Source organism: Streptomyces sp. NPDC055013, from assembly GCF_053608645.1.
The window spans coordinates 349764-375989 of sequence record NZ_JBSGVW010000004.1; the positions used below are offsets into that span (position 1 = coordinate 349764).

The 26226-nt window shown below is 71.3% G+C and carries 24 protein-coding genes; 15 read left to right on the forward strand and 9 right to left on the reverse strand.

Annotated features, from left to right (window positions below; genetic code table 11):
• Nucleotides 1-2: 2 nt before the first annotated feature.
• Nucleotides 3-1571 (reverse strand): Re/Si-specific NAD(P)(+) transhydrogenase subunit alpha, encoded by a 1569-nt coding sequence (locus tag ACWGDB_RS07900; protein ID WP_453821615.1) that lies wholly within the window; start codon nt 1569-1571, stop codon nt 3-5.
• Nucleotides 1572-1947: 376 nt separating this feature from the next.
• Here ACWGDB_RS07900 and ACWGDB_RS07905 point away from each other — a divergent pair, with 376 nt between their 5' ends.
• The gene (locus ACWGDB_RS07905; RefSeq protein ID WP_453821616.1) at nt 1948-2622 is read left to right on the forward strand and encodes a hypothetical protein; all 675 of its coding nucleotides are present in this window, start codon (nt 1948-1950) and stop codon (nt 2620-2622) included.
• A gap of 85 nt (nt 2623-2707) precedes the next feature.
• Here ACWGDB_RS07905 and ACWGDB_RS07910 read toward each other — a convergent pair whose 3' ends face one another.
• Together ACWGDB_RS07910 and ACWGDB_RS07915 are read right to left on the reverse strand one after the other, a co-directional pair.
• Entirely contained in the window at nt 2708-3283 is a 576-nt protein-coding gene (locus ACWGDB_RS07910; RefSeq protein WP_453821617.1) for a DUF4383 domain-containing protein, read from the reverse strand.
• Nucleotides 3284-3342: 59 nt separating this feature from the next.
• Entirely contained in the window at nt 3343-3852 is a 510-nt protein-coding gene (locus ACWGDB_RS07915; protein WP_453821618.1) for a MarR family winged helix-turn-helix transcriptional regulator, read from the reverse strand.
• Between the two features lie 74 nt (nt 3853-3926).
• On the opposite strand from ACWGDB_RS07915, the gene ACWGDB_RS07920 reads away from it, so the two are divergent.
• The 9 genes from ACWGDB_RS07920 (at nt 3927) to ACWGDB_RS07960 (ending at nt 16580) form a co-directional block, all read left to right on the forward strand.
• Entirely contained in the window at nt 3927-6041 is a 2115-nt protein-coding gene (locus tag ACWGDB_RS07920; RefSeq protein WP_453821619.1) for an MMPL family transporter, read from the forward strand.
• Nucleotides 6042-6124: 83 nt separating this feature from the next.
• The gene (locus ACWGDB_RS07925; protein ID WP_453821620.1) at nt 6125-7018 is read left to right on the forward strand and encodes an SDR family oxidoreductase; all 894 of its coding nucleotides are present in this window, start codon (nt 6125-6127) and stop codon (nt 7016-7018) included.
• A gap of 222 nt (nt 7019-7240) precedes the next feature.
• Nucleotides 7241-8815, forward strand: coding sequence for an SDR family oxidoreductase (locus ACWGDB_RS07930; RefSeq protein ID WP_453821621.1), 1575 nt, complete (start codon nt 7241-7243; stop codon nt 8813-8815).
• Between the two features lie 36 nt (nt 8816-8851).
• Complete coding sequence (locus tag ACWGDB_RS07935) at nt 8852-10225, forward strand: cryptochrome/photolyase family protein (protein ID WP_453821622.1); 1374 nt, start codon at nt 8852-8854, stop codon at nt 10223-10225.
• A 15-nt stretch (nt 10226-10240) separates the two neighbouring features.
• Entirely contained in the window at nt 10241-11740 is a 1500-nt protein-coding gene (locus ACWGDB_RS07940; protein ID WP_453821623.1) for a cryptochrome/photolyase family protein, read from the forward strand.
• A gap of 130 nt (nt 11741-11870) precedes the next feature.
• A complete protein-coding gene (locus ACWGDB_RS07945) occupies nt 11871-13013 on the forward strand; it encodes a polyprenyl synthetase family protein (RefSeq protein WP_453821624.1) in 1143 nt (380 codons plus the stop codon).
• Nucleotides 13010-14581, forward strand: coding sequence for a phytoene desaturase (locus tag ACWGDB_RS07950; protein ID WP_453821625.1), 1572 nt, complete (start codon nt 13010-13012; stop codon nt 14579-14581). The genes ACWGDB_RS07945 and ACWGDB_RS07950 overlap by 4 nt, the downstream gene beginning before the upstream one ends.
• Nucleotides 14581-15576, forward strand: a complete 996-nt coding sequence (locus tag ACWGDB_RS07955; protein WP_453821626.1) for a phytoene/squalene synthase family protein — start codon at nt 14581-14583, stop codon at nt 15574-15576. The genes ACWGDB_RS07950 and ACWGDB_RS07955 overlap by 1 nt, the downstream gene beginning before the upstream one ends.
• Nucleotides 15573-16580, forward strand: coding sequence for a DUF5914 domain-containing protein (locus tag ACWGDB_RS07960; RefSeq protein WP_453821627.1), 1008 nt, complete (start codon nt 15573-15575; stop codon nt 16578-16580). The genes ACWGDB_RS07955 and ACWGDB_RS07960 overlap by 4 nt, the downstream gene beginning before the upstream one ends.
• A gap of 27 nt (nt 16581-16607) precedes the next feature.
• Here ACWGDB_RS07960 and ACWGDB_RS07965 read toward each other — a convergent pair whose 3' ends face one another.
• The 5 genes from ACWGDB_RS07965 to ACWGDB_RS07985 all read right to left on the reverse strand — a co-directional run bounded on the left by ACWGDB_RS07965 (nt 16608) and on the right by ACWGDB_RS07985 (nt 22022).
• Nucleotides 16608-18113, reverse strand: a complete 1506-nt coding sequence (locus ACWGDB_RS07965) for an FAD-dependent oxidoreductase (RefSeq protein ID WP_453821652.1) — start codon at nt 18111-18113, stop codon at nt 16608-16610.
• Nucleotides 18114-18169: 56 nt separating this feature from the next.
• Nucleotides 18170-18901 (reverse strand): methyltransferase domain-containing protein, encoded by a 732-nt coding sequence (locus tag ACWGDB_RS07970; RefSeq protein WP_453821628.1) that lies wholly within the window; start codon nt 18899-18901, stop codon nt 18170-18172.
• Nucleotides 18898-20121 (reverse strand): lycopene cyclase family protein, encoded by a 1224-nt coding sequence (locus ACWGDB_RS07975; RefSeq protein WP_453821629.1) that lies wholly within the window; start codon nt 20119-20121, stop codon nt 18898-18900. The genes ACWGDB_RS07970 and ACWGDB_RS07975 overlap by 4 nt, the downstream gene beginning before the upstream one ends.
• Complete coding sequence (locus ACWGDB_RS07980; RefSeq protein ID WP_453821630.1) at nt 20118-20828, reverse strand: SDR family NAD(P)-dependent oxidoreductase; 711 nt, start codon at nt 20826-20828, stop codon at nt 20118-20120. The genes ACWGDB_RS07975 and ACWGDB_RS07980 overlap by 4 nt, the downstream gene beginning before the upstream one ends.
• A gap of 186 nt (nt 20829-21014) precedes the next feature.
• Nucleotides 21015-22022 (reverse strand): MerR family transcriptional regulator, encoded by a 1008-nt coding sequence (locus ACWGDB_RS07985; RefSeq protein WP_453821631.1) that lies wholly within the window; start codon nt 22020-22022, stop codon nt 21015-21017.
• A gap of 164 nt (nt 22023-22186) precedes the next feature.
• Between ACWGDB_RS07985 and ACWGDB_RS07990 the strand changes: the two genes are divergently transcribed.
• The 4 genes from ACWGDB_RS07990 (at nt 22187) to ACWGDB_RS08005 (ending at nt 24765) form a co-directional block, all read left to right on the forward strand.
• Nucleotides 22187-22816 (forward strand): RNA polymerase sigma factor, encoded by a 630-nt coding sequence (locus ACWGDB_RS07990; protein WP_453821632.1) that lies wholly within the window; start codon nt 22187-22189, stop codon nt 22814-22816.
• Nucleotides 22817-22938: 122 nt separating this feature from the next.
• Entirely contained in the window at nt 22939-23781 is an 843-nt protein-coding gene (locus ACWGDB_RS07995) for a DUF4397 domain-containing protein (RefSeq protein WP_453821633.1), read from the forward strand.
• Between the two features lie 217 nt (nt 23782-23998).
• Entirely contained in the window at nt 23999-24424 is a 426-nt protein-coding gene (locus tag ACWGDB_RS08000; RefSeq protein WP_453821634.1) for a class F sortase, read from the forward strand.
• An 80-nt stretch (nt 24425-24504) separates the two neighbouring features.
• A complete protein-coding gene (locus tag ACWGDB_RS08005; RefSeq protein WP_453821635.1) occupies nt 24505-24765 on the forward strand; it encodes a hypothetical protein in 261 nt (86 codons plus the stop codon).
• Nucleotides 24766-24978: 213 nt separating this feature from the next.
• Here ACWGDB_RS08005 and ACWGDB_RS08010 read toward each other — a convergent pair whose 3' ends face one another.
• Complete coding sequence (locus ACWGDB_RS08010) at nt 24979-25287, reverse strand: hypothetical protein (RefSeq protein WP_369275549.1); 309 nt, start codon at nt 25285-25287, stop codon at nt 24979-24981.
• Nucleotides 25288-25786: 499 nt separating this feature from the next.
• Here ACWGDB_RS08010 and ACWGDB_RS08015 point away from each other — a divergent pair.
• A partial coding sequence (locus tag ACWGDB_RS08015) for a DNA-directed RNA polymerase subunit alpha (RefSeq protein ID WP_453821636.1) occupies nt 25787-26226 on the forward strand: 440 nt, incomplete at its 3' end.

Here is a 26226-nt window from a genome sequence, read left to right on the forward strand (position 1 = left end):
GATCAGCCTTTCGAGAACATGCCGAGCATGCGGCGGGTGACGGCGAATCCGCCGAAGACGTTGATGCTCGCCAGCAGGATCGCGGCGAAGGAGAGCACGGAGACCACGGTGTTTCCGTGCCCGATCTGCAGCAGGGCGCCGACCACGACGATCCCGGAGATCGCGTTGGTGACCGACATCAGCGGGGTGTGCAGTGCGTGGTGCACATGGCCGATGACGTAGAAGCCGATGACGATCGCCAGGACGAACACCGTGAAGTTGCCGATGAGTTGGGGCGGCGAGAACGCGGTCACCAGGAAGAGCGCGAGCGCTCCGGCACCGACGAGGGCGTACCCCGACCGGGCGGAGCGGGTGGACTTCGCCGCGGCGTCGGGGACAGCGGCCGGTTCCGGGTCCTGGGCCGATGTCGTGGGCGCTGCGGACACCTGCACGGGCGGCGGTGGCCAGGTCTTCTCGCCGTCGCGGACCACAGTCATCGAGCGCTGGACCACGTCGTCGAAGTCGAGGACGAGCCTGCCGTCCTTGCCAGGGGTCAGGAGTTTCATCAGGTTGGCGACGTTGGTGCCGTACAACTGCGACGCCTGGGCCGGAAGCCTGCCGGGCAGATCGGTGTAGCCGATGATCGTCACGTCGTTGTCGGTGACGACCGCTTTCCCGGCGACCGTTCCCTCGACGTTGCCGCCCTGTGCCGCTGCCATGTCGACGATCACGCTGCCCGGCTTCATCCGGGCGACGTCCGCGGCGGTGATCAGCTTCGGGGCCGGCCTGCCCGGAATGAGCGCGGTGGTGATGACGACGTCGACGTCGGCGGCCTGCTCGGCGTACAGCTGTGCGGCGAGCCGGTTGTAGTCGTCCGAGGTGGCCTTGGCGTAGCCGTCGCCGCCGGCCTCCTGTTCGGACCGCACGGCAAGGAACTCCCCGCCCAGCGAGCGCACCTGCTCGGCGACCTCGGGCCGGGGGTCGGTGGCGCGGACCACGGCGCCGAGGCTGCGCGCCGCGCCGATCGCCGCGAGCCCGGCCACTCCGGCGCCGGCCACCAGCACCTTGGCCGGCGGCACCTTGCCGGCGGCGGTCACCTGGCCGGTGAAGAAGCGGCCGAAGGCGTGTGCGGCCTCGACGACGGCCCGGTATCCGGCGATGTTCGCCATCGAGCTGAGGACGTCCAAGGACTGAGCGCGCGAGATGCGCGGGACGGCGTCCATGGCGAGCACGGTGATCGGCCGCCGGGCCAACTCCTCCACCAGTTCCGGGTGCAGGGCGGGTCCGATGAGCGCTATCAGCGTCGCTCCGTCACTCAGCCGGCCGATCTCCTCGCTCGAAGGGCCGTTGACCTTCAGCACGATCTCGGCCGACCAGGGGTCGCCGAGACGGGCGCCCGCCTCCTCGTAGACCGCGTCCGAGAAGCGGGACAACTCTCCCGCTCCCGGTTCGACGATCACGTGGTATCCCAGCGCGACGAGTCGGGACACGGTGGCCGGTGTCGCCGCCACCCTGGTCTCCCCCGCAGTGCACTCGGCCGGTATCCCGACCCGTTGGGCTTCCAGTTCCGGTTCCCGTTCCGGTGGGGCCATCGTGTTCCTCTCTCGTCGTTGACGCCCTGGCGTCGGGCCTGTCCGTCCCGAGCTTGGTGCGCTTGTCCATCCTTCGGTGCCCGGATCTTTCGCGTTCGATCCTGTCGAAGGTTGTGCACACAGCCGCTCGTCGGGAAACCGAGGTTGATCCCCCGGTACGACGGGATTGGTGACCAGCCCACCTCGACCTCGTGCCGAAGCGGCGGGCGGCGCCTGCGCCGTGGGTGAACGGCGCCGTGCCGCACCACCGTCGGACAGGACGCCGCAGGGCGTACTCGGCATGCCGTCACCAAGGCCGTCGCTCACCTCGAAGGCGAACGCTGACACCACCGGCGGGCCTTCCAAACTCGTCGAGGACTGAGGTCACACTCGGGGGATGAGAGAACTCAAGGGTGTTGATGCCGGGACGCCGCATGCGCAGTTCCTGGCGACCGAGCACTGGAGTCTGCTGGCAACTCGGAGCATGACGTGGCAGGAGATCTTCAGCCGCACCGGGACGTATCTGACGGTGCTGTCGGCCGCGGTGGTGGCGCTCTCGCTGGTGGCCAACGCGGCCGGGTTCGGGTCCGAGTTCACGACGTTCGCGTTGCTGGTGCTGCCGGTCGTCCTGCTCGTCGGGGTCGGGACGTACTTCCGGCTGATCGAGGCGGACATCGAGGACACCTGGCTGATCATCGGCATGAACCGGCTGCGGCACGCGTACGTCGAGCTCGCACCGGAGCTCGAGCCGTACCTCATCGCGAGCCACCACGACGACCCGCCAGGGATCTGGACGACCTACAGCTTCCGCCGCCGGATCGGGGTGACGCACTGGCTGTCCGGCTCCCCCGTTGTCGTCGGCCTCATCAACTCCTTCGTCACCGCCGTGCTGGCCGCGGTGGTGTGCGAGGCAGCCGGCGCCGGGGACGTCCTGCGGACCCTGATCGCCTCCGCCACGGCCATCGTGACCGCGGTCCTCCTCGGGTTCCTCGGCCTGCGCAAGGTGCACGAGGTGTCCCGCAGCTATGAGCCGCGCTTCCCCAGTGACGAAGCACGACGGTCCGCGGATTGAGGCGGCCGGGGCCCTGGTCGTAGCAACGTGTGAGTTCTTGGCTTGCCAGGAGCCTGGCTGCGGATGGTCCTCCGGCGAGGCCAGGTCACCCGCGCGAGTGTTCGCCCCGGGCGTCACCGCCTGTCTTGGCCCCGGGCAGCGCATGCATGGCGCGCGCCTTTCCGGGCAGCGTGGCGGCCGCAGCCCGTTCTCGTGCCGCTTGCTCCGGGTGCCTGCGCTGCCAGTAGGGATTGTCGTGCGAGAGCTTGCTGGAGACGCGGCCGTACATGCCGAAGGTCGCGATGACCAGGCCCATGACGAAGCTGAAGATCACGTTGGTCATGCCGAAGTCGAGGATGTTTGCGGCCCGGTCCAGCACGAAGATGTGGGCGAAGCCGCTCAGGACGAAGAGTGAGCCCACCGCCATGTTGAGCGTGGAGGCGAAGTTGCCGCCGATCGCCGCTCCGGCGAGCAGGGCGAGACCCACGACGGTGGAGAGGACGCTGAGGGCGACGTTGGTGGACATGCCCGCGATCGTGTCCCCCGCCGTGTCGAGGGGGCTCAAGGCGTCGGCGAAGCCCAGAGCGCCGAAGGCCAGCAGGATGAGCCCGCAGAGACCGGCACCGTAGCGGTAGACGGTCGCCAGATGATGATCGACCGGGAGTTCATCTCGTAGCTTCATGCCTCCGCTTCGAGAGTTACGGCAGGTACGGATGCGGATCCCGGGTCCGCGACGGGCGGTTATGGCGGTCGGGTGTCCGGGCCCTGACGCACGAGGACGAGTTCACGGTTCATCTCGGCCAGGAACCGGACGACGACCGTCAGTTCGGCGGCGGTGAAGCGGCCTCGCGCGGTCTCGGTGCTGTGGGCCAGCGGACGGAAGTAGTCCCTGGCGAGGCCTTTGGCCGCCTCCGCGTAGTGCAGGTGGACCACGCGGCGGTCGTCGACGGCCCGGACCCGCTGGATGTGGCCGGCTCTTTCCAGTCGGTCGATGCAGGCCGTGACGGCGCCGGACGTCAGGTTGAGCTGCTGGCGCAGTCGGCCGGGCGTCATGGGGCCGTCGTCGGGGTCCGCGTCCAGGACGGCGATCAGCGCCTGCACGTCAGTCAGGTGCAGCCCCTGGGACTGGGCGAACTCCTGCGCGATGCGGTTGAACTCGCCGTTCATCCGGCGCAGCAGGACGGCGAAGGACTGCAACCCTGTCGGGTCGTCCGCCGGAAGGGGTGGGGAGGACATGCCGGGACCGCTCATGCATGCAGTATAAGATCACTCAATGATTGAGATACTTAATCGCTGACTTATTCGGACTATCGCTTGGGATGCTGATGACAGCCGCACCGCGTTGGGCCCGGTGGCTCATACCCCTCGTTCTGTTGCTCGTCTGGCTGGGCATCGGCGGCACGCTCGGCCCCTACGCGGGCAAGCTGGGCGAGGTGGCCACCAACGACCAGGCCGCGTTCCTGCCGCAGAGTGCCGAGTCCACCAAGGTGCTCAAGGCCCGAGAGGCGTTCGATCAGTCCGAGACCCTGCCGGCGATCGTCGTCTGGACCGCGGACGGCGAACGCATCACCGCGGCGCAGCAGACCGCCGCCACCCGAGCCATGGGCGCGCTCGCCGGAGAGCCCGGTGTCGTGGGCCGCCCGTCGCCCGCTCTCCTCTCCGACGACCGTCGGGCGATCCAGGCCGTCGTCCAGCTGGAACCCGACCTGGGCGAGGATCTGCCCCTGGCCCTCGACGCGGTGCGCGAGGCAGCGCAGGGTGTCCCGGGTGCGGCAGCGCAGATCGCCGGTCCGGCTGCCAGCCAGGCCGACCTGTCGGACGCCTTCGCGGGCATCGACGGGCTGCTGCTGGGCGTGGCCCTCGGCGCCGTACTGCTGATCCTGCTGCTCGTCTACCGAAGCGTTCTGCTGCCGTTCCTGATCATCCTCGGCTCCGTCTTCGCGCTGGGACTCGCCTGTGCCGTGGTCTACGCGCTGGCCGAACGGGACGTGGTCCGGGTCGACGGGCAGGTCCAGGGCATCCTGTCGATCCTGGTGATCGGCGCCGCCACCGACTACGCCCTGTTGCTGGCCGCGCGCTTCCGCGAAGAACTCGCCGTGCGCGGAGACCGGGCCGCGGCCGCGACGGCCGCGGTGCGCCGCTCGTTCGGTGCGATCACGGCCAGCGCCGCCACGGTGGCGCTCGGTCTGCTGGCCCTCCTGGCCAGTGACCTGACGAACAACCGGGCCCTCGGGCCGGTCGGTGCCATCGGCATCGTGTGCGCCGTTCTCTCCACGCTCACGTTCCTGCCGGCGGTGCTGGCGCTGCTGGGCCGTACCGCGTACTGGCCGTCGCGGCCGAGGCCGAAGGCGGAGTCCGCGCAGGGCAGCCGTGTGTGGCGCACGGTCGCCACAACGGTGGACGGCCGGCCGCGTCGGGTCTGGCTGGTGACCGCGCTGGTGCTGGCCGTCTTCGCGGCCTTCTCGCCTTCCCTGTCCTCCAAGGGCGTACCTCTTGACGAGATCTTCGTGAACGACGCGCCCTCGGTCGCCGCCCAGCAGGAGCTCGGCGAGCACTTCCCCGGCGGGTCCGGCAACCCCGCTGTGATCATCACCGACGCCGACCGCACCGCCGAGGTGACGGCTGCCGCCGAGGACACCGAGGGCGTGGCCGCGGCCGGCGCGGTTTCCGCCTCCGGTCGGCCCGGGGCGGGCGAACCCCTCGTCGTCGACGGGCGTGTGCGGATCGACGCCACGCTGGAGGCCGCCGCGGACAGCGACACGGCGAAGGCGACGGTCGAGCGGCTGCGCGCGAACGTGCACGCGGTCTCCGGGGCCGACGCACTGGTCGGCGGATACACGGCACAGCAGTACGACACCCAGCAGACCGCCGCCCGCGACCGGACGGTCATCGTGCCGGTCGTGCTCGCCATCATCCTGCTGATCCTGATGTTGCTGCTGCGCTCCCTGCTCGTACCCGTCCTGCTGGTCGCGACCGTCGCGCTCAACTTCCTGGCGACGCTGGGGGTGTCGGCGCTCGTCTTCGAGCACCTGCTCGGGTTCAGCGGCACGGACGCGTCGGTTCCGTTGTACGGCTTCGTCTTCCTGGTGGCGCTCGGCGTCGACTACAACATCTTCCTGATGTCCCGGGTACGGGAAGAGGCACTCGTACACGGCAGTCGCCAGGGAGTGCTGCGCGGGCTGACCACCACCGGCGGAGTGATCACCTCCGCCGGTGTGGTTCTCGCCGCGACCTTCGCGGCCCTGATGGTGATTCCCCTGGCGTTCCTGGTCCAGATCGCATTCATCGTCGCCTTCGGCGTTCTCCTGGACACCCTCGTGGTCCGCTCACTGCTGGTACCCGCGCTGGTGATCGACATCGGGCGCCGGGCGTGGTGGCCCAGCGACCTGGCCCGACGCGGCCCCGGACCTGACGAGGCCCCGGCGAGGCACCCTGCGTAGTCGCGGCCGGCGTGCTGACACCCCGGCCCGCGTCTAGCGTGGGCCGGGTCGGCGCCGCCGCCGCCGCGGAAAGGAGTCGTTCCATGCCGGTCACCCAGAGCCCGCTGCATGGTCGGACCGCCGTCGTGACCGGCGCCGCGCGCGGCCTCGGGGAAGCGATGGCCCAGGAGCTGAGCCGCCGGGGCGCGAGGGTGGCGCTGCTCGGCCGTGAGGAGCGGACCCTTGCCCGGGTGAGGGACGCGCTTCCGGGCGTGTCCGAGTGCTGGGAGGTCGATGTCACCGACGAGCACGGGATGGCTCGCGCCGCTGACGAGATCCGTGCGCGGTTCGGACCCACCTCGGTGGTGGTCGCCAACGCGGGGGTGGCCGAGGGCGGCCCGTTCGCCGAGGCCGATCTCTCGACCTGGCGTCGGGTGGTCGAGGTGAACCTCGTCGGCAGTGCCGTCACGGCGCGGACTTTCCTGGCGGACCTGCTGAAGACACGGGGCTACCTTCTCCAAGTCGCCTCACTCGCGTCCATCGGGGCCTCGCCCATGATGAGCGCCTACTGCGCGTCGAAGGCAGGAGTCGAGTCGTTCGCCCACGCACTGCAGGCGGAAGTCGCCCATCAGCACGTAGGCGTGGGAATCGCCTACATCAACTGGACGGACACGGACATGGTCCGCGACGCCGACGCGCACGCGGTGCTGCGGGAGTTGCGCGGACACATGCCGCCGCCGGCGCGCAAGGTGTATCCGGTCGCGTACGTTGCCGGACGGCTGGTCACCGCGGTCGAGCGACGCCGACCGTCGGTCTACGTGCCCGGTTGGCTGCGCTGCACCCAGCTGGTGCGGGCGGCGATGCCGCCGGTCGTCACGAGGCTGTCGCGACGTGAACTGCCGCGCCTGGCCGCCCAGGAGCCGTTCACGGCCACGGGTCTGCTCGGTGCCGGAGGACGCGCCGACCAGGCGGCGAGTGCCGATGCTTCGCCCGGTTGAACGCCCGGCCGCCAGCGTCGTGCATCCGTCGACCGCGCCGCGTGCGAAGTGGTCATGTGAGGGCCGGCGGGTCAGGCCCCGGCGTCCGTCCCATTCGCAGGAGGCGCATGAAGATGACGATGGGTGTGGCGGACAAGGCGGGCAACGGACAACACCGCGGCGCCGACGCTCGGTTACGGCGCTTGAGAGCCGCCGCGCCGGGGTCGGGGCGAGGAGGAGTCGATGGTGGAGACATCCGGACAGCCGACCGTGAAGCCGCTGACCTGCCTGGTCACCGGGGCCTCCGGGTACATCGGCGGGCGTCTGGTCCCTGAACTGCTGCGGGCAGGCCACCAGGTCAGGTGTCTGGCCCGGTCCCCCGGCAAGCTTCGCGACCATCCCTGGGCAGCGGACGTCGAGACGGTTCAGGGCGATGTCACGGACCAGGGTTCCGTAGCCTCCGCCATGCGCGGCATCGACGTCGCGTATTACCTGGTGCACGCGCTCGGGTCCGGTCGTGATTTCGAGGACACCGACCGCAGAGCCGCCCGCAACTTCGCCGAGCAGGCGCACGCCTCGGGGGTCCGGCGGATCGTGTACTTGGGCGGGCTCACCCCGCACGACGTTCCCGAACGGTCCCTCTCTCCCCATCTGCGCTCGCGGGCCGAGGTGGGACGTATCTTCCTCGACGCTCCTGTGCCCGCCACCGTGCTGCGGGCGGCCGTCGTCATCGGCTCCGGGTCGGCGTCGTTCGAGATGCTGCGCTATCTGACCGAGCGGCTTCCGCTCATGGTCACTCCCAGCTGGGTTCACACCCGGACTCAGCCGATCGGCGTACGGGACGTGCTGCGGTACCTGGTCGCTTCGGCATCCATGCCGGACGATGTCGACCGGGCCTTCGACATCGGTGGGCCGGACGTCCTGACGTACCGGGAGATGATGCGCCGCTACGCCGTCGTCGCGGGGTTGCGACGGCGGCTCATCGTGCCGGTGCCGGTGCTCACCCCGCGGCTGTCCAGTCACTGGGTCGGCCTGGTCACGCCGGTGCCCGCCTCGATCGCCAGGCCCCTGACGGAGTCGCTGCGCCATGAGGTCGTGTGCAAGGAGCACGACATCGACCGGTACGTGCCCGACCTTCCCGGCCGGCCGCTGCCCTTCGACGAGGCGCTGGCGCTGGCACTGCGCAGGGTGCGGGAGGCGCAAGTCGTCACGCGCTGGTCGTCCGCCGCCGTCCCCGGGGCGCCCAGCGACCCGCTGCCCACCGACCCGGACTGGGCAGGCGGCAGCCTCTACCTGGACGAAAGGCAACTCACTCTCGACGCGTCCGGGGAAGCACTGTGGAAGGTGATCGAGAGCATCGGCGGTGACAACGGCTGGTACTCCTTCCCCCTGGCCTGGGCGGTCCGGGGCTGGCTGGACCGGTTCGTCGGCGGCGTCGGCCTGCGGCGCGGACGACGCGACGCCGAACGCCTGCGCGTGGGCGACTCACTGGACTTCTGGCGGGTCGAGGAGATCGAACCGGGCAGACTGCTGCGCCTGCGGGCGGAGATGCGGCTCCCGGGCCTGGCATGGCTGGAGATGTACGCGGCGACGGACGAAGAGGGCCGCACCCGCTACCGGCAGCGCGCCCTGTTCCACCCTCGCGGGCTGCTCGGCCACGCCTACTGGTGGTCCGTGTCCCCGTTCCACGCGGTCGTCTTCGGAGGTATGGCCCGCAACATCACCCAAGCCGCAGCCAAGGGCATGAGCGCGCGGCGGGCCACCCCTCACCCGGACCGCATCCGTACTGCGCGGCGCGACGGAAGAAGCGGGCAGTGACACTCACCACCGGATCGCATTCTCAGGAGCATCGCCATGACCGTCGCGGTCGTCTTGTTCACCTCGGACCTGCGTCTGCATGATCATCCGCCGCTGCGCGCAGCCCTCGCGGCGGCCGATGAGGTGGTCCCGCTGTTCGTCCGTGATCCGGGGGTGCACGCGACCGGCTTCGACGTGCCCAACCGCAGCGCCTTCCTCGCCGACTGCCTGACCGACCTCGACGCCTCGCTGCGCCGACGCGGCGGCAGGCTCGTCGTACGCAAGGGGCCAGTCGCTCAGGAGGTCTGCTCGGTCGCCGCGGAGTGTGAGGCGACCGAGGTGCACATGGCCGCGGGCGTCACCGGATACGCCCACCGACGGGAGGAGCAGCTTCGGGACGGTCTGCGCGCACAGGGCGTGGCGCTGCGCGTGCACGACACGGTGGTCACGGCCGTCGCCCCGGGCGCTGTGACGCCGGCCGGCTCCGATCACTTCGCCGTGTTCACCCCGTACTTCCGCAAGTGGTCCCAGGAGCGGCTCAGGGACATCTGTCCGGCACCGCGCACCGTGCACGTCCCTGACGCGGTACAGGGCGAGCCGCTGCCCTCCCGCGACGAGCTGTCCGGTATCTCGCTGGGTCTGCCCACCGGAGGGGAGGCGGCGGGCCGCGACCGGTTCAACCGGTGGGCCCGCAAGGACCTGTCCGCGTACGCGGACCGGCACGACGATCTGGCGGGCGACGCCACCTCCAGACTGTCGCCCTACCTGCACTTCGGAGCCCTCTCCCCCGTGGAACTCGTCCAGCGGGCCCGCGAACGCGGCGGGGCGGGGGCGGAGGCGTTCGTACGGCAGCTGTGCTGGCGCGACTTCCACCATCAGGTTCTGGCAGCGCGCCCCGACGCCTCCAGCCGGGACTACCGGCCCCGAAACGACGCATGGCGGACCGACGAGCAGGCGGCCGAGGACATCGCCGCGTGGCGGGACGGCCGCACCGGCTACCCGATCGTCGACGCGGCCATGCGCCAGCTGCGCCACGAGGGCTGGATGCACAACCGGGGGCGTCTGCTGGTGGCGAGTTTCCTGACCAAGACCCTGTACGTGGACTGGCGGATCGGCGCCCGTCACTTCCTGGACCTGCTGGTGGACGGCGACATCGTCAACAACCAGCTCAACTGGCAATGGGTCGCCGGAACCGGCACCGACACCCGCCCCCACCGCGTCCTCAATCCGGTGGTTCAGGGCAAGCGCTTCGATGCGGGAGGAGGCTACGTGCGTCGTTGGGTGCCGGAACTGCGGGACGTGGCGGACACCCATGTCCACGAGCCCTGGCGGATGCCTGAGGACGAACGGGCCCAGGTGGACTATCCGCAGCCGCTGATCGATCTCGGGGACGGACTGGCACGGTTCAAACGCGCACGCGGCCGGGACTGACGGCGGGAGCGCCTCATGCACTGGCTTTTCGGCGACCAGCTCGGTCCGCACTTCCTGCGCCCGTCCGAGGACAGCCTTCCCGGCCGTGACTCGCCGCTGCTGATGATCGAGGCCCGGTCGGTGTTCCGGCGCCGGCGCTTCCACCGGGCCAAGGCCCACCTGGTCCTCTCCGCCATGCGACACCGGGCGGCCGAACTCGGCGACCGGGTCACCTACGTCCGCTGCGACACCTACCGGGAAGGACTGGCCCGAGCGGCGGGCAACGACCCGCTGACCGTGCACCACCCGACCTCGCACGCCGCGGTGCGGCTGGTGCGCTCGCTGTCTCACGTCAGGATGGGGCCGGCGCGCGGATTCCTGGTGCCGATGGACGCCTTCGCCGGGTGGGCGGACGCACAGGGCGGCAAGAGTCTGCGTCAGGAGAGCTTCTACCACTGGGTCCGGCGCGAACATGACCTGCTGATGGACGGCGACCAGCCTGCCGGAGGCCGGTGGAACCTCGATCACGACAACCGGCAGCCTCCGCCCCGCGACGCCACCGTCCTGCCGGTCGACCGTCCCTACCGCCCCCGCGAGGACGACATCGACGACGAGGTCCGCCACGACCTCGACCGCTGGGAGAAGGACGGCGACGTGTCCTTCGTCGGCCGGGACGGGCCACGCCTGTTTCCCGCGACCCGCACCGAGGCCCGGGCAGCCCTGCGACGGTTCGTGGACCACCGGCTCGGCACGTTCGGGCCGTACGAGGACGCCATGCTCGCCGCCGACCCCGTCATGAGCCACAGCCTGCTGTCGTCCTCGCTCAACCTCGGCCTGCTCGATCCCGCCGAGTGCGTGGAGCAGGCGGAGTCGGCGTGGCGCGAAGGACGGGCTCCGCTGAACAGCGTGGAGGGCTTCGTCCGGCAGATCGCCGGCTGGCGGGAGTACGTGTGGCAGTTGTACTGGCACTTCGGCGAGAACTACCGGCACTCCAACACGCTGCACCACACCGCTCCGCTGCCCGGTTGGTGGAACGACCTGGACGCGGACGACGTACGCGCGCACTGCCTGCGCACGGTCCTGTCCCAGGTACGCGACACGGGCTGGACCCATCACATCCCGCGGCTGATGATCCTCGGCAGTTACGCCCTCCAGCGCGGCTGGGATCCGGCCGCGGTCACGGACTGGTTCCACCGGTGCTTCGTCGACGGCTACGACTGGGTGATGGTGCCCAACGTCGTCGGCATGTCCCAGTACGCCGACGGCGGGCGTATGACCACGAAGCCGTACACGTCCGGTGGTGCCTACGTGAACCGGATGAGCGACCTGTGCGGACCGTGTGCCTACCGTCCCGGGGACCGTACGGGCGCACACGCCTGCCCCTACACCGCGGGCTACTGGGCCTTCCTCGACCGGCACCGTTCCCGGCTGGAGCACAACCACCGCATGGCCCAGCCCGTGCGCGGACTGGACCGCCTGGCCGACCTCGAGGAGATCCGGCGTCGGGAGCGGTCGCGCGGCGACACCCCGCCCTAGTGGCGCACGGCCCGTGGGGCGTGCTCCCCGGGCACAGCCCCGTCCCGCAGAGCAGAAACCGGCGCATCCACATCCGTCGCGACGGCAGAAGTACTCGCGTGCAGGTGACGGAGAGTGGAAGGGGCCGCGCATGCTTGGACTGAGGCCGACGATGGCCGAACCGGCCGGACTCGTCGACTCCCCCGCGACGGCCCTCGACGCGACCAGAACCGTCGAAGCACTCCTGGAGCAGGTCCTCGACGAGCGGCTGCGCCAGGCCCGCGAGATGGACCCGGTGTTCGCCGGCGATGTGGCCGACCGGGTCGCCGGGCTGATTCGGCGGGGCGGGAAACGGCTGCGTACCGCGTTCGTGTGGTGCGGATGGCGTGCCGCCGGTGGTGCGGGCGACACCACGGCCCTCTTGCGCACAGGGGCCGCCCTTGAGCTTCTGCAGGCGTGCGCCCTCATACACGACGACGTGATGGACGGATCGCCGCTGCGTCGCGGCGGCCCTGCGGTGCACGTCGAACTGGCGCGCCTGCACAGGGCCGCAAGGACGACCGGATCCTCCGATGCGTTCGGGGCCTGCGCCGCCGTACTCGCCGGCGATCTCGCGCTGACCTGGGCCGACGATCTGATGACGGAGACAGCCCTGCGCTCACCGCACGGTTCGCACCTGTACGACGAGTGGCGGGCCATGCGTGGCGAGATGGTCGCCGGGCAGTACCGCGACCTGTATGCCCAGGCAACGGGTTCGTCGGATGTCGACGAGGCGCTGACCGTCGCCACGCTCAAGAGCGCCCGGTACACGGTCGAGCGGCCCCTGACCCTGGGTGCGGCACTGGCCGGCGCCGACCCGCGCGTGTTCGGCGCCCTGCGATCCGCCGGACGGTGTGCGGGGCTGGCCTTCCAGCTCCGTGACGATCTGCTCGGTGCCTTCGGCGACCCGTCGCTGACGGGCAAACCGGTCGACGAAGACCTGCGGTCGCGCAAGCTCACCTACCTGCTCGCCGTCGCGGTCGAGCTCGCGGCCGCCTCCGGGGACGACGCGGCCGCCGAAGCGCTCGCCCCTGGCACGGCCCACCGTTCGCAGCTCACCGTCGAGCGGATGCGTGCGGCACTGGAGCGGACCGGGGCCCGGGCCGTCACGGAGTCGAAGATCGTCGAGTTGGCGGCCATGAGTCTGCGGCACTTCGAGCAGACCGGCGCGGAAGCCTCCGTACGGCGGGAGTTCGCGTCGCTGCTCGAACGGGCGACGGGCGTCGCCCTGGACCGTACCGAGGAGCACGCGTGAGGACGGTAGCGGGACCGACCGACCATGTCGTGGTGGTGGGCGCCGGTCTGTCCGGCCTCGCCTGCGCCCTCCATCTGCTCGGCGCCGGCCGCCGGGTCACGCTCGTCGAGCGGGACGCCGGCCCGGGCGGCCGGGCCGGCCGGACGCGCCTCGGCGGCTTTGAACTGGACACCGGACCCACGGTGTTGACCATGCCGCACCTGGCCGACGAGGCCTTCGCGGCGGTCGGCGACAGCCTCGTCCGCCGTGTCGAGCTGGTGGCGCTGCATCCGGCCTATCGGGCGTGCTTCGCGGACGGGACCTCGCTGGACGTCCACACCGACGGCGCGGCGATGGAGGCGGAGGTGCGGCGCTTCGCCGGACCCGCCGAGGCAGCCGGCTACCGCGACCTGCGGATCTGGCTGGAGCGGCTCCACCAGGCGCAGATGCGGCGCTTCATCGACAGCAACTTCGACTCACCGCTCCAGCTCCTGAACGCCGACCTGGCACGGCTGGCGGCCCTCGGCGGCTTCGGCCGGCTCGACCACCGCATCGGCCGCTTCCTGGCCGACGCCCGGCTGCGGCGGATCTTCTCCTTTCAGGCCCTGTACGCCGGCGTCGCCCCCGCCCGAGCGCTCGCGGCCTACGCCGTGATCGCCTACATGGACACCGTGGCCGGGGTCTGGTTCCCCAAGGGCGGCATGCATGCGCTGCCCCGCGCGATGGCCGACGCGATCGCCGAAGCCGGAGGCGACCTGCGATGGTCGGCCGAGGTCAGGACACTGGAGCGGTCGGCCGGCCGGGTGCGTGCCCTGCGGCTCGCCTCGGGTGAGCGGATTGCCTGCGACACGGTGGTACTGACCTGTGAACTGTCCGCCGCTCACCGGTTGCTGGGTCGCGCTCCCCGGCGTCCCGTTCCGCTGCGTCACTCACCGTCCGCGGTGGTCCTGCACGCCGGAACCGATCGCACCTGGCCCGGCCTGGCCCACCACACGCTCTCCTTCGGCACGGCCTGGGAGAGCACGTTCAGGGAACTGACCCGCTCGGGAACGCTGATGAGCGACCCTTCCCTGCTCATCACCCGCCCGACGACCCACGACCCCACCCTGGCACCGGCCGGCCGGCATCTGCACTACGTGCTCGCCCCCTGCCCGAACACCTCCGTCGGGCCGTCCGCCGCCGACTGGCGGGACCTCGGCCCGCGCTACCGCGACAGCCTGGTCGCCGAGTTGGAGCGGCGCGGCATGGTCGGGTTCGCGGACAGCATCCAGGAGGAGCTGTTGGTGACCCCGCTGGACTGGGCGGCTCGGGGTCACGCGGCGGGCAGCCCCTTCTCGGTCTCCCACACCTTCGCCCAGACGGGCCCCTTCCGGCCGCGCAACCTGGTACGCGGCGTGGACAACGCCGTACTGGCCGGCTGCGGCACCACCCCCGGGGTCGGCGTGCCGACGGTCCTCATCAGCGGCAAACTCGCCGCCGCCCGCATCACCGGCGTCACCGCCGGCCGCGCCACCCACGCCAGTCGCGCTGCCCGGCCGGCCCCGTCGGCCGTCGGCGCGCCATCCGCCCCGACCGCGGAAGGTTCCTGATGACACGTCGTGAACTGGACGCCGCCGGGATCACCGATCCCGCGCTGCGTGCCGCCTACACCCGCTGCCGGCAGCTCAACGCCCGCCACGGCCGCACCTACTTCCTGGCCACGCGCCTGCTGCCGGTGGAACGACGCTCCGCGGTGCACGCCTTGTACGGCTTCGCCCGCTGGGCGGACGACATCGTGGACGACCTCGACCGGGGCCGGACACCCGACGAACGCGACCGGATGCTGGGCCGCCTGGAAAGCGACCTCGCACACCAACTGCACACCGGCGGTGCGGGCGAGCCCGTGGTCCGAGCCGTGGCCGACACGGCCGCACGCTACGACATCGCGCACAGCCTGTTCTCCGCGTTCCTTGCCTCGATGCGGGCCGACCTGACCGTCACGGACTATCCGACCTACGCCGAACTGCGCTCCTACATGCACGGATCTGCGGCAGCGATCGGACTGCAGATGCTGCCGGTACTCGGCACCGTCGTACCCCGCGAGGAGGCCGCACCTCACGCGGCGGCCCTCGGCGTCGCCTTCCAGCTCACCAACTTCCTGCGCGACGTCGGCGAGGACCTGGACCGGGGCCGTGTCTATCTGCCGGCCGACCTGCTCGCCGGCCACGGCGTGGACCGGCCGCTGCTGGAGTGGAGCCGCCGCACCGGCCGCCCGGACCGGCGGATCCGTGCCGCCCTCGTCGCCGTCGAGGCCATGACCCGCGGCGTGTACCGGGCGGCAGAACCCGGTATCGCCATGCTCGACCCGCGGGTGCGGCCCTGCATCCGCACCGCGTTCACCCTGTACGGCGGCATCCTCGACGCGATCGCCGAACAGGACTACGCCGTTCTGCACACCCGCGCGGTGGTGCCTCGCGGGCGCCGCGCGACCACGGCCGCGTCCGGAGCCGTGCGCGTCGTCGAGGCCCGCTGGCGTGCCCGCGGCACCGGCCCGACCCTGACAGCACGTAGGCCCGTACTTGAGCGGAAGGGGCAGGCAGGGTGACCGACCGATCCCACAAGCCTCGCTGGACGCCACCGCTGCGGCGTCGCCGCACACCGGACTGGGCGACGCAGACCCCCACCTGGCAGGACGCTCGGCCGGGCCTCATCGCCGACGCGCTCAAGACCGCCTCGGCGCGTCCCTCCGGGAACTGGTTCGTCGTGGGCGCCTCCCGGGACGTCCGGGCCGGCGAGCGCCCGCACGGCAGAACGGTGGGCGGTGTCGAGATCGTCCTGTGGCGCTCGGACACGGGGCTGGTGCACGCGGGTCCCGGCGCCTGCCCGCACCTCGGTGCACCCCTGCGCGACAGCCGCGTGGTGTGCGGCACGCTGGTGTGCCACTGGCATGGACTGGCCCTGGACGGCGCTGCGTTCGCCGGCTGGGAGCCCTACCCCGTGCACGACGACGGAGTTCTCCTCTGGGTACGGCTGGACGAGATCGGCGGCGAAGAGCCGCTCGACATGCCGGTGGTGCCGGTGCGTCCCGCGACGGGCAACGGTGTGGACGCCGTGTTCACGGCCGTGGGGCGGTGCGAGCCGCAGGACGTGGTCGCCAACCGGCTCGACCCCTGGCACGGCTCGTGGTTCCACCCGTACTCCTTCGTCGACCTGACCGTCGCCCGCGCACCACGGGGAGGCGGGGACGACGCGTTCGTCGTCGACGTCTCCTTCCGGGTGACGGGCGCTCTGGCGGTGCCGGTCCGCGCCGAGTTCACGGCACCCGAGCCGCGCACGGTCGTCATGCGCATCACCGAGGGCGAGGGCGCCACCTCCGTCGTGGAGACCCATGCCACGCCGCTGACCGGTGAGGGGCACAGTCAACCGCGGACCGCCGTGGTCGAGGCGATCGTCGCCGCCTCGGACCGCAGGGGGTTCGCGCTCGCACGGGCCGCCACCCCGGTCCTGCGCCCTCTCATGCGCCGAGCGGCCGGCCGCCTCTGGCGGGACGATTTGGCCTACGCCGAGCGGCGCTGGGCGCTGCGCAGCACGGGCCGATTCCCGGGCTGAGTCCTGGCGTCGTCCGGCGGTGCGGGTTCAGCGCAGTGTTCGACGTGCTGCCGGCCCACCGAGTGCTCGCAGCACCGGGGAGCGGCCCGCCCGGGGCACCGTCCACAGCACCTGCCCCCGTACGCCCCGGCGAGCGAGCAGCGCGTTGGCCGCCAGGAAGCCGGTGGTGGCCGCTCGTTCCATCAACGCCACGGGCAGGTCGCAGCGGATCGCGTCACCGGCCAGCGTCAGCCAGGGATGCGGGGTGCGCACCGTGGGGCGCCGCTGATGGGAGGCGACGGGGAAGAACGGGCAGTCGGAGCGCCATTCGTGCCGGGCGTCGACGATGTGCGCCTCGCGGGTCTCCGGGTACACCGCGTGGAGTTGCTCCACGAGCCGCCCCTCGGCCCGGCCCCGCTGCGCATCGGCCACTGCGTACGCGTGCAGCTCCACCACCGCTCCCCCGCTTTGGGCGGCCCAGCGGGCGGCCTCGCCCTCGTAGCGGTTGAGGACGCTGACGTTGTCCAGGCCGCCGTAGCCGCTGGTGCCGAGGAATCCCGGTCGGTCGTCGCGCACGGGGCGGTCCAGCCAGAGCCGGGAGACGAGGAACGGCGGGGCACTGCGCAGGGCGGCGATGTCGTCGCGCCAGGGGGCGGTGCCCAGGGCGGGGGATGCGGCCACAATCTGCCGCAGCCCCGCGGTGTCGAGGGCGAGCACCACCGCGTCGTGAGCGGTGGCAGCGGTGCCCGTCCTCACCGTGGCTCCCCCGCCATCGCGCGGTTGGACGGCGTCGACGGCGGTGCCGGTGGAGACGATGGCCCCGAGGCGCAGGAGATACTCGGCCAGCGGCTCCCAGAGCGCTTGTGGGAAGGGCTCGTTCGGCACGTCGAAGAGCAGGCCCTCGGCCGAGCCGAGAAAGTAGATGTGGAACATCAGCAGGAGTTCAGCGGCGGACAGCTCGCGCGGGTCGGCGAAGAAGCTGCGCGAGAACACCTCGAAGGCCAGGTGATGCGCGGCCTGCGGGAAGCGGACGCCTTCCAGGAACTCCGTCGCGCCGACGTGGTCGAAGCGGTCGTACACCTCGGGCACGCGCACGTCGAGCAGTGGCAGCGCCGCCCGGGCGTCCATGGCGGCGAGGTCACGCCAGCCGAAGGTGGGGCTGAGCGCGACGAATCCGAGGGCGCTGAAGGGAGGTGTTCGCGGGACGCGGGCGAAGCTGTCGGTCAGGCCGCCGCTGTGCCGCAGGGGATAGTCGGGCAAGGAGGTGAGCCGCGCAAGGGCGGGATCGGTGCGCCTCAGCAGGCCGCGCAGGTTGTAGTACTGACGGAAGAAGGCGTGGAAGCCGCGGCTCATGGTCACGACGGAACCGTCCGCAAGGCGGGTGCGGTAGCCGGCGAGCCGGCCGCCGAGGGACTCTTCCCGTTCATAGAGGGTGACACGGGCACCCCGTTCGGCCAGCAGGGTCGCCGCGGCGAGACCCGCAATGCCGCCGCCGATCACGGCGACGGACGGCTCCTCCCCGCGCTCGAACCGGTCCCGCCCGGGTACGGGCATCAGTCGCTCGGCCTTGCGGTCGCGACCCCTGCGGGCGGCGGCGCGTGCCACGCCCGTCACCGTGCCGGCTCCGCGTGCGCGGCACGGCCGTTGCGGGCGAGGAAGGTGTGCACGATTCCGGTCTGCCACCCGGCGACCCGAACGGCGCGCGCGTGCGTGAACCCGTTGCGGTTCAGCCGGTCGGTGAAGGCGGGTGCGGTGTCGAAGGTGCGGACGCTGCGCCACAGGTGGCGGTACAGGGTGCCGTCCCCGGTGAGTGAGCCCGCAGGGAGGATCACCCCTCGGCATACGGCATTCCACACGGCGCGGTCAACACGCGAGCCGCTGAGGCTGTACTCGTGGACGGCCAGGCGTCCGCCCGGTCGCAGCAAGGTCCTGAGGGCCCGCAGGACCTGGTCGGGGTCGGTGACGTTGCGGAAGAGGTAGGCCGCGAAGACCGCGTCGAAGGGCCCTTCGCCGGCCGTCGCCACGTCCTCAGCCGTCAGGTGGCGGAAGCGCACGTTCGCGGGCCACGGCTTGGCCAGCGCGCGGTGCAGCATCCCGGACGAGGCGTCGACGGCGGTGACGCGTGCTCGGGGCGCGGCGCGCAGCAGGGCCCGGGTGGAGGCTCCGGTGCCGCAGCCGAGATCGAGTACGTGCAGACCGTCACCGTCGTCGGGCAGGCGAAGTCGGCGTGCGGAGCGCAGGAGTTCGGTGCGGTATCCGGGGTTGAGCGCCGTGAGGCGGTCGTAGGTATGGGACGCGTGATCGAAGGCGCGTGCCAGGTCGTCGTCGTGCAGCAGTGTCATGAGGCGCTCTCCGCGGGTCGTGGTGCGGGGCGAAAGTGGCGGGGCAGAAAGGGAAGTTCGACGGCCGTGCGCAGCATCGGGCCGATGGGGGTGCGCAGTCCGACGCCCCACTCCTCCCGCAGCGTGGTCGCCCCGTCCAGGAAACGCAGCAGCCGCTCCGCGGGGATCCGGCTGAACAGGCCAGTGAAGAAGCCGGGGCCGTCGATCCGCCCGGTGTCCAAGGCGCGCAGGAGTACGGCGTCCATGGCCAGCGCCCGTCGCCCGTGGGGAGGGGGCACGAGGGGGCGCCCGGCATCCAGGGCGGCGGCGATGGCCCGGCTCTGGCGCTGCGCGGCGGCGAAGGTGTACCCGGTGGCGGGTCGGGTCGCGCCGCCCGCCGTGCCGATACGGAAGACGGCGGAGCCGATCCGACGCGGGAAGCGTGCGTCGGTCATGGGGATGGCGCCTTGCTCCGCCGCTTCCACCGTGAACGCACCCAGGCGGAGGATCTCTCGGCAGTAGTGTCCGAGCGCGGCCTCGTACGCGGCGGTGGTCAGCGGGCCACGGGAGAACTCGGTGTACTCGACGAGGGCCCGGTCGTGTGCGAGGGGCAGCACATAGCCGAAGGCAAGGCCGTGACGTGGCTGCGGCACCCGGAAGTCCATGAGGTCGGCGACCGTGGCGTCGAACCGCTCCGCGGCCGTGCGCACGAACCAGCCACGGAAGTGCTGCACCAGGCAGGTGCGGGCCTGCGGCAGGACGTGCAGGGGGCGGGAGTCGAACACGTGGAGGGCGCGCAGTGTCACCGTCCGGCCGTCGGATGCCACGCAGCTGACGGCCGCCCCGTCGGCGGTGTCCCGTACGGCGCCGGCTGTCGCACGCAGGACGCGCGCGCCGGGATGCGCGGCCAGCCTGGCGTGTACGAGCTGCTCGAACTCCGGCGATCGCAGCATGCGGTAGCGCTGCGGAGCCGGATCGACGGTGACCTCGCTGCCGTCCGTGCCGCGGACGCGCAGACGGGACCAGGTGGCGCTGATCGCCTCCTCGTAGGCACTCGGCCCTTCTTCCCAGAAGCACCAGGTGCGTTCAGGAGGCCGTGACGGTCCGTCCGGCGGCTCCACCACGGTGACGGAGCGGGTGGTGGTCGCGGTCAGCTGATGGGCGAGACAGAGGCCGGATGCCCCGCCGCCCACGATGACCACATCCGACCTCTGATCGGGAAGGACGGGGTGCCCGTTCACCTGGCCCACCGTTCGACGACGGGCGCTCCGCCAGGAGCCGTGCGTACGAGTTCGGCGTCCGTCTCCATCGCGTCGACGACCGCCTTGACGAGGTGGCCGGGGTCGCCTCCCGGGGGCATGGGCGGGGCCGTTCCCGTCACGGGCCGGTCGGCGAAACCGGTGTCCAGATGGCCCGGCCGAACGTCCAGCACCTGGACGCCGGTGCCCCGCGCCTCGCGTCGTGCGGCAGCGAGCCATGCGCTCAGTGCCGCCTTCGAAGCGCTGTAGTCGGCCATCCGTGGCTGCGGGTGTTCGGCCACCACTCCGGTGAAGGCTGCGATCACCGAGTGGGGCGGCAGGACTTGGAGCGCGGCACGGAAGAATGCGGCGGGGGCAAGGAAGTTGACCGCCATCAGATGCTCGGCGACAGCGTCGTCCACCTCGTGGGAGGTACCGAAACCCACGGCACCGAAGGCTGTCACCACGGCGTCGAGGCCTCCGAGCTCGGCGGCGACAGCGTGCACCGCACGCGTGCAGGACGACGGGGCATACGCGTCGAACTCTGCCGTCGGCGCCCCTGGGTAGGCGCGAGCGGCCTGGGCCAGCCGGGCCGCGTCGCGTCCGGCGAGAGCGGGGTGAGCTCCCCGGGCGGCCAGTTCGGCCGTGAGAGCGCTGCCGAGGACGCCGGTGGCGCCGGCCACCAGCGCACGCGCGCCGTTGATGTTCACACCTCGCTCCGGGCCTTGAGTGTCGTCGCGGCAGCCAGGTCCCGGACAGGGACCCTGACTTCTTCCACACCCCGTCTTCCGGACGCCGACCGCTCCTGGATGCACGTGAACCGCACCTGCTCACCGCGGCCTCGACCTCACTGCGATCCGGTGCCTCCCCGCCCCGGCCCCCCGCAGGAGCGCACTTCACCTCGGCATGAGGGACTCCACCGCAGTCACGGCCTCCGCCAGCCCAGTCGGGCGCGGCAACAGACCGGGTGCGGTACGGCCGGCCCAGCCGGGCCCGAGAGTCAGGACCGCCGGCCTTCTGCGAGCACCGCGCATCCCCCATTCCATGGCGGACACGTGGTGAGCCAGTGGCCAGCTGGCGGTCGTACGCGACTGCGCCCAGAGGCACACTGCCGACGGTCCGGTCCTGCGCACCGCCGCCACCAGCGACTCTGCGGGCACGGCTCCGCCGAACATGCGCACCGGAACGCCACGCTCGGCGAGTGCGGCGGCGAGCACCTCCAGCGGCAGCGTGTGGTTCTCCCCCGGCACACAGGCCAGCAACGTGACGGCGCCCGGCCGGTCGGCCACCTCGGGCGGTGCGCTGCGCCGCAGGGCACCTGAGACATGCCACGACAGGAAGTGTTCAACCTCGACGTATCGCTCGCCGGAACTCTCCCACTTGCGGCCGACCGCCTGCAGCGTCGGCATGATCACCTCTGTCCAGGCGGCGACCAAACCGTGCTCCTCGATCGTGCCCGCCAGCAGCTGCTGCAGAGCGGTGGCGTCGAGGCGCAGTGCCGCACGGGCCACTCCCTTGCACTCCTGGCGCACGCTGCCCAGGCGTAGGCCGCTCCCGGCTTGGCTGCGCCCGCGGGCCGCCGGTCGTGGCGGCGGGGCGGCACGCAGCCCGACCTGGTCGCCCTTCGGCGGCTCTTCGTCGCGCAGCGGCTCTTCGTCACGCGCCAGGCGCGCGGCTTCGGCGGGGGGAAGCCCGGTCGCCGTCAACGCACACATGCGCTCCAGCCGAGCCACGTCCGCGGATCTCCAGCGGCGATGCCTGCCGCCTGTGTGGGCGTCGGGACCGAGGCCGTAGCGGCGGTCCCACGAGCGGATCGTCGTGGGCGCCACCCCGAGCCGCCTGGCCACCTCGCCGGTCGTCAGTCCGGCCGCGCGCTCCAGGTCCGCGTCGTCGCTACTGCTCACATCCGCAGTGTACGACGCACAAACGACGCATGTTGCTTGCGTCGTTTGTGCCTCCAAGACTGACAGACACGCGCCGGACACCACGGCACGCACGGCTACCAGCACGACTCGCTGGACGGCTCGCCCCACCCCTGGCACATGACGAAGGCAGGAGGAACCGGGTCATGAGGACGAAGACGCGATCAGCCACCTCCTCCGCGTCACCCATCGGCGCGCCGCCACCGGAAGAGACCCTCTACGAGGACGAACTCGCCCGCGGCCTGCAAGCCGCCGACGAAGACGCCTTCGCCGCGATCTACCGGCGCTGGGGCTCCCTCGTCCACACCATGGCCACCCGGTCGCTGGGCGACTCCTTTGAGGCCGAGGACGTCACCCAGCAGGTTTTCATCGGCGCCTGGCGCGGGCGGGCCGGATTCCAGCCGGAGCGCGGCGCCCTGGGCGCCTGGCTCGTCGGCATCACCCGCCGCAAGATCGTCGACGCGCTGGCGGCCAGGACGAGGCGCCTGACCCTCATCGACGCAACAGCCCACAAAGCCGGGACGCCGCTGCCCGACGGACGGTCACCGGACGACGTCGTGGACCGTGTCCTGCTGGTGGACGAACTGTCACGACTGCCCCAGACCCAGCGACAGGTGTTGTGTCTGGCCTTCTACGACGACCTGACCCACGCCCAGATCGCCGAGCGGACCGGCATGCCCCTGGGCACCGTGAAAAGCCATGCCCGCCGCGGCCTGCACCGTCTGCACGGGGCCCTGGAACAAAGCCGCGCCGACGGGCCGCACGCACAAGGCTGACGGACCGCGCGCACAAGACGGGCCGCCTAAACGGCTCCGCCCGCATCCGTCTCGGCCCCGGCGCAGGAACCACGGATGAGTCCTCACACTCGGCGGACCCACTCCCCGAAGGGATGATCCCCATGACCTCCCGGCTCCCCCTCGCCATCGCCGCCACGGCCGGCACCTGCGCCCTGGCGCTCGGCGTCACCGCGCCCGCCCTGGCGGCAGACGCCGCCAACACCGACGACAAGGCCATGGTGTCGGTCTTCCATGGCGTTCCCGGGTTGACGGTCGACGTCTACGCCAACGGCAACGAACTCCTCAGCGACTTCAAACCCGGCACCGTCACCGCCCCCCAGCCCCTCGACGCGGGCAGCTACGACATCCAGGTCTTCGAAGCCGGCAAGGGCCCCGACGGCACACCAGCCATCGAAAAGAAGATCGAGGTTCCCGCAGGAGCGAACGCCACGGTCGCCGCCCATCTCTCCGCCGACGGCCAGCCGCAGCTGACGGCTTTCGTCAACGACGTGTCGAACGTCCCCGCAGGCCAAGCGCGACTGACGGTACGTCACGTGGCCGCCGCACCCAGCGTGGACGTCCGGGCCGACGGACAACCGGTCTTCAAGGACCTCGCGAATCCCAAGGAAGCCACCGCCGACGTCGACGCCGGCACGATCTCCGCCGATGTGGTGCTCGCCGGCACGGACACCGTCGCCATCGGCCCGGCCGACCTGAACCTCAAGGAGGGCACCAGCAACGTCGTCTACGCCTGGGGCAGCGCCGACGACAAGAACCTGGCGCTGAAGACCCAGACGTTCACCGGCATGGAATCGGCCCCCAACGCCGTCCACGCGGGCGGCAACGGCGCCGCCCTCGCCGTCAACTCCTCCAGCCAGTGGCTGGCTTGGGCTGCCGTCGGCGCAGTGTCAGTGACAGCGGCGGGCGTCTTTGCGGCACGTCGAGTCGCCGGACGGCGTGACTGACGCCGTTCGACGGCTGACCGGCCTGGCGGCGACAGCTACCGCGCTGACAGCAGTACTCACCCTGCAGCCGTCACCGTCAGGTCCGGCCTCCCGTCCTGCCGACTTCGGACCAGCCCCGCCCCCACCTGTTCAGGCGGCCGCATCGACGCGGCCTGTGGACGACCAAGATCGTCGGCCCGAACGCCCGCGTCACGACCCGCCGCCGCAACGAGTTCAAGTGCCCGGCGTCGGCATCGACGCGGCGGTTCGTCCGGTCGGCGTGGACGAACAAGGCGCCCTTTCCATACCCGGCGATCCCACGGTGACCGGGTGGTATCGCTTCGGCCCCGCCCCGGGAAGCGCCCACGGATCGGCTGTGCTCGTCGGGCACGTGGACAGCGACACCGGCGCCCTGGGCGAGTTCGCAGCCCTCTACGAGGTACGGCGCGGCGACCGGGTCGAAGTACAGCGCGTCGGCGCAGAGCCGATCACGTACCGTGTCGTCTCGCGTTCGACGGTGCCCAAGGACGGGCTCCCGTCCTCCGTGTTCCGCCGGGCCGGCCCCCCGGTCCTCACCTTGATCACCTGCGCGCCACCGTTCAGGCCCGAGCTGGGCGGCTACCAGTCCAATCTCATCGTCATCGCCAAGCCTCCACAGCCCTGAGACGGCACCAAGCGCTCTGTCGCTGCGTGCGGCCGGAATCGGCGACGAGACACAGCGAGGGAACCGGAGGGGAGGGAACGGTGGCACACCTCGAGCCCGCCCGCCTGGTGGAGTTGGCACTGGGAAGCGTCACGCTCAGCGAGGACACCGATGCCCTGCGGCACGTCTCCACCTGTCGCCCCTGCCGGGAGCAACTGGAACGGATGACACGGGTGGTGGTCCTCGCGCGCAGCGTCGACGCGGCCGATCTGCCCGTCGCGCCTCTGGGTCGGGTGTGGCAACGGATCACTCAAGAGCTGTCGCAGACCACCGAGCCGAGACACCAGCCGCCCAGTGGGTGAGAAGGGCCCGGCCCACCAGAGGTCGCTCACGTCGCCGATGTCCGACGCGGCCGCAATGGGGCAGCCACACCCTCACCGTGCGCGCCACCGACCGCACCGGTGCGGCGCAGGCGGACAAGCGGGACCCGCACCATTCCCGGCGAGCCGGCGGCCGGCAATCCGAGGTCGTGACCGTCGTCCGACGATCTCCTCGGTGGGCCGTGCGCAAGGTCGTCAGACGGCCATGCCGTAGACGATGGTGAACACTGTGCCGAGCGAGCCGATGATGAATACGCCGGTCAGTCCGGCGACGATCAGGCCCTTGCCTTGCTCGGCGCTGAATGTGTCGCGCAGGGCGGTGGCACCGATCCGCTGCTTCGCCGCGCCCCAGATGGCGATCGCGAGACAGATCAGGATGGCGAGGGCCATGACCACCTGGATCATCGTCTTGGCCTCGGTACCGAGAGCCCCGAAGGGCCCCCAGTCGGGAGCGATGCCCCCGATGATCGTATTGATGTCGCCCTTGTCAGCGGCCAACTGCATGGTGTGCCCCTCCCGTTGGTGTCCCGGTCCTCGTCCTCGTCGTCAGCTCCGGGCCGGCGTAGTCCACCGTAGCGATCGGACGCGGCGACCTCGACAGGGTCCAGCACGGCGGCTGTGGGAGCGGGTGTGCCGGGGGCCTCAGCGACCGACCGTCCGCATGGGCACGGCAGCGAAGTCGGATGCGTGGTCGTCGACCGACGACGCCCCGACGTGGGTCTGTGGCCGAAGGGCCTTCAGCACATTGAGCCATGCTGTGTGAGACCGGCATCGGCGGCCTCATCGATGGCCTTCCCGTCGACGACACCGGCTGACCGCCCCACACCTCGCCCGGAAGTCACCCGCTCAGCCGGGCTCGCTCAGGCCGGACCGATCCGGTGCCCATCGCAAGCCACTGGTCGGGGTACGGGCGGTTCGGTCTCCAATGAGGCCGAACCGGCCGTACCCTTCGTGGTGTCTACGGCGTCACATAGCGGGCGCCCAACACTGGAGGCAATACCCCGTGCTGATTGCTCAGCGTCCCTCGTTGACCGAAGAGGTCGTCGACGAATTCCGCTCCCGGTTCGTGATCGAGCCGCTGGAGCCGGGCTTCGGCTACACCCTCGGCAACTCTCTCCGCCGCACTCTCCTGTCCTCGATCCCGGGTGCGGCGGTCACGTCCATCCGCGTCGACGGCGTCCTGCACGAGTTCACCACCGTGCCGGGCGTCAAGGAGGACGTCACCGACCTGATCCTCAACATCAAGCAGCTGGTCGTCTCCTCGGAGCACGACGAGCCGGTCGTGATGTACCTGCGCAAGCAGGGTCCGGGTCTGGTCACCGCCGCCGACATCGCGCCCCCGGCCGGTGTCGAGGTGCACAACCCCGACCTGGTCCTCGCCACGCTCAACGGCAAGGGCAAGCTGGAGATGGAGCTCACGGTCGAGCGTGGCCGTGGTTACGT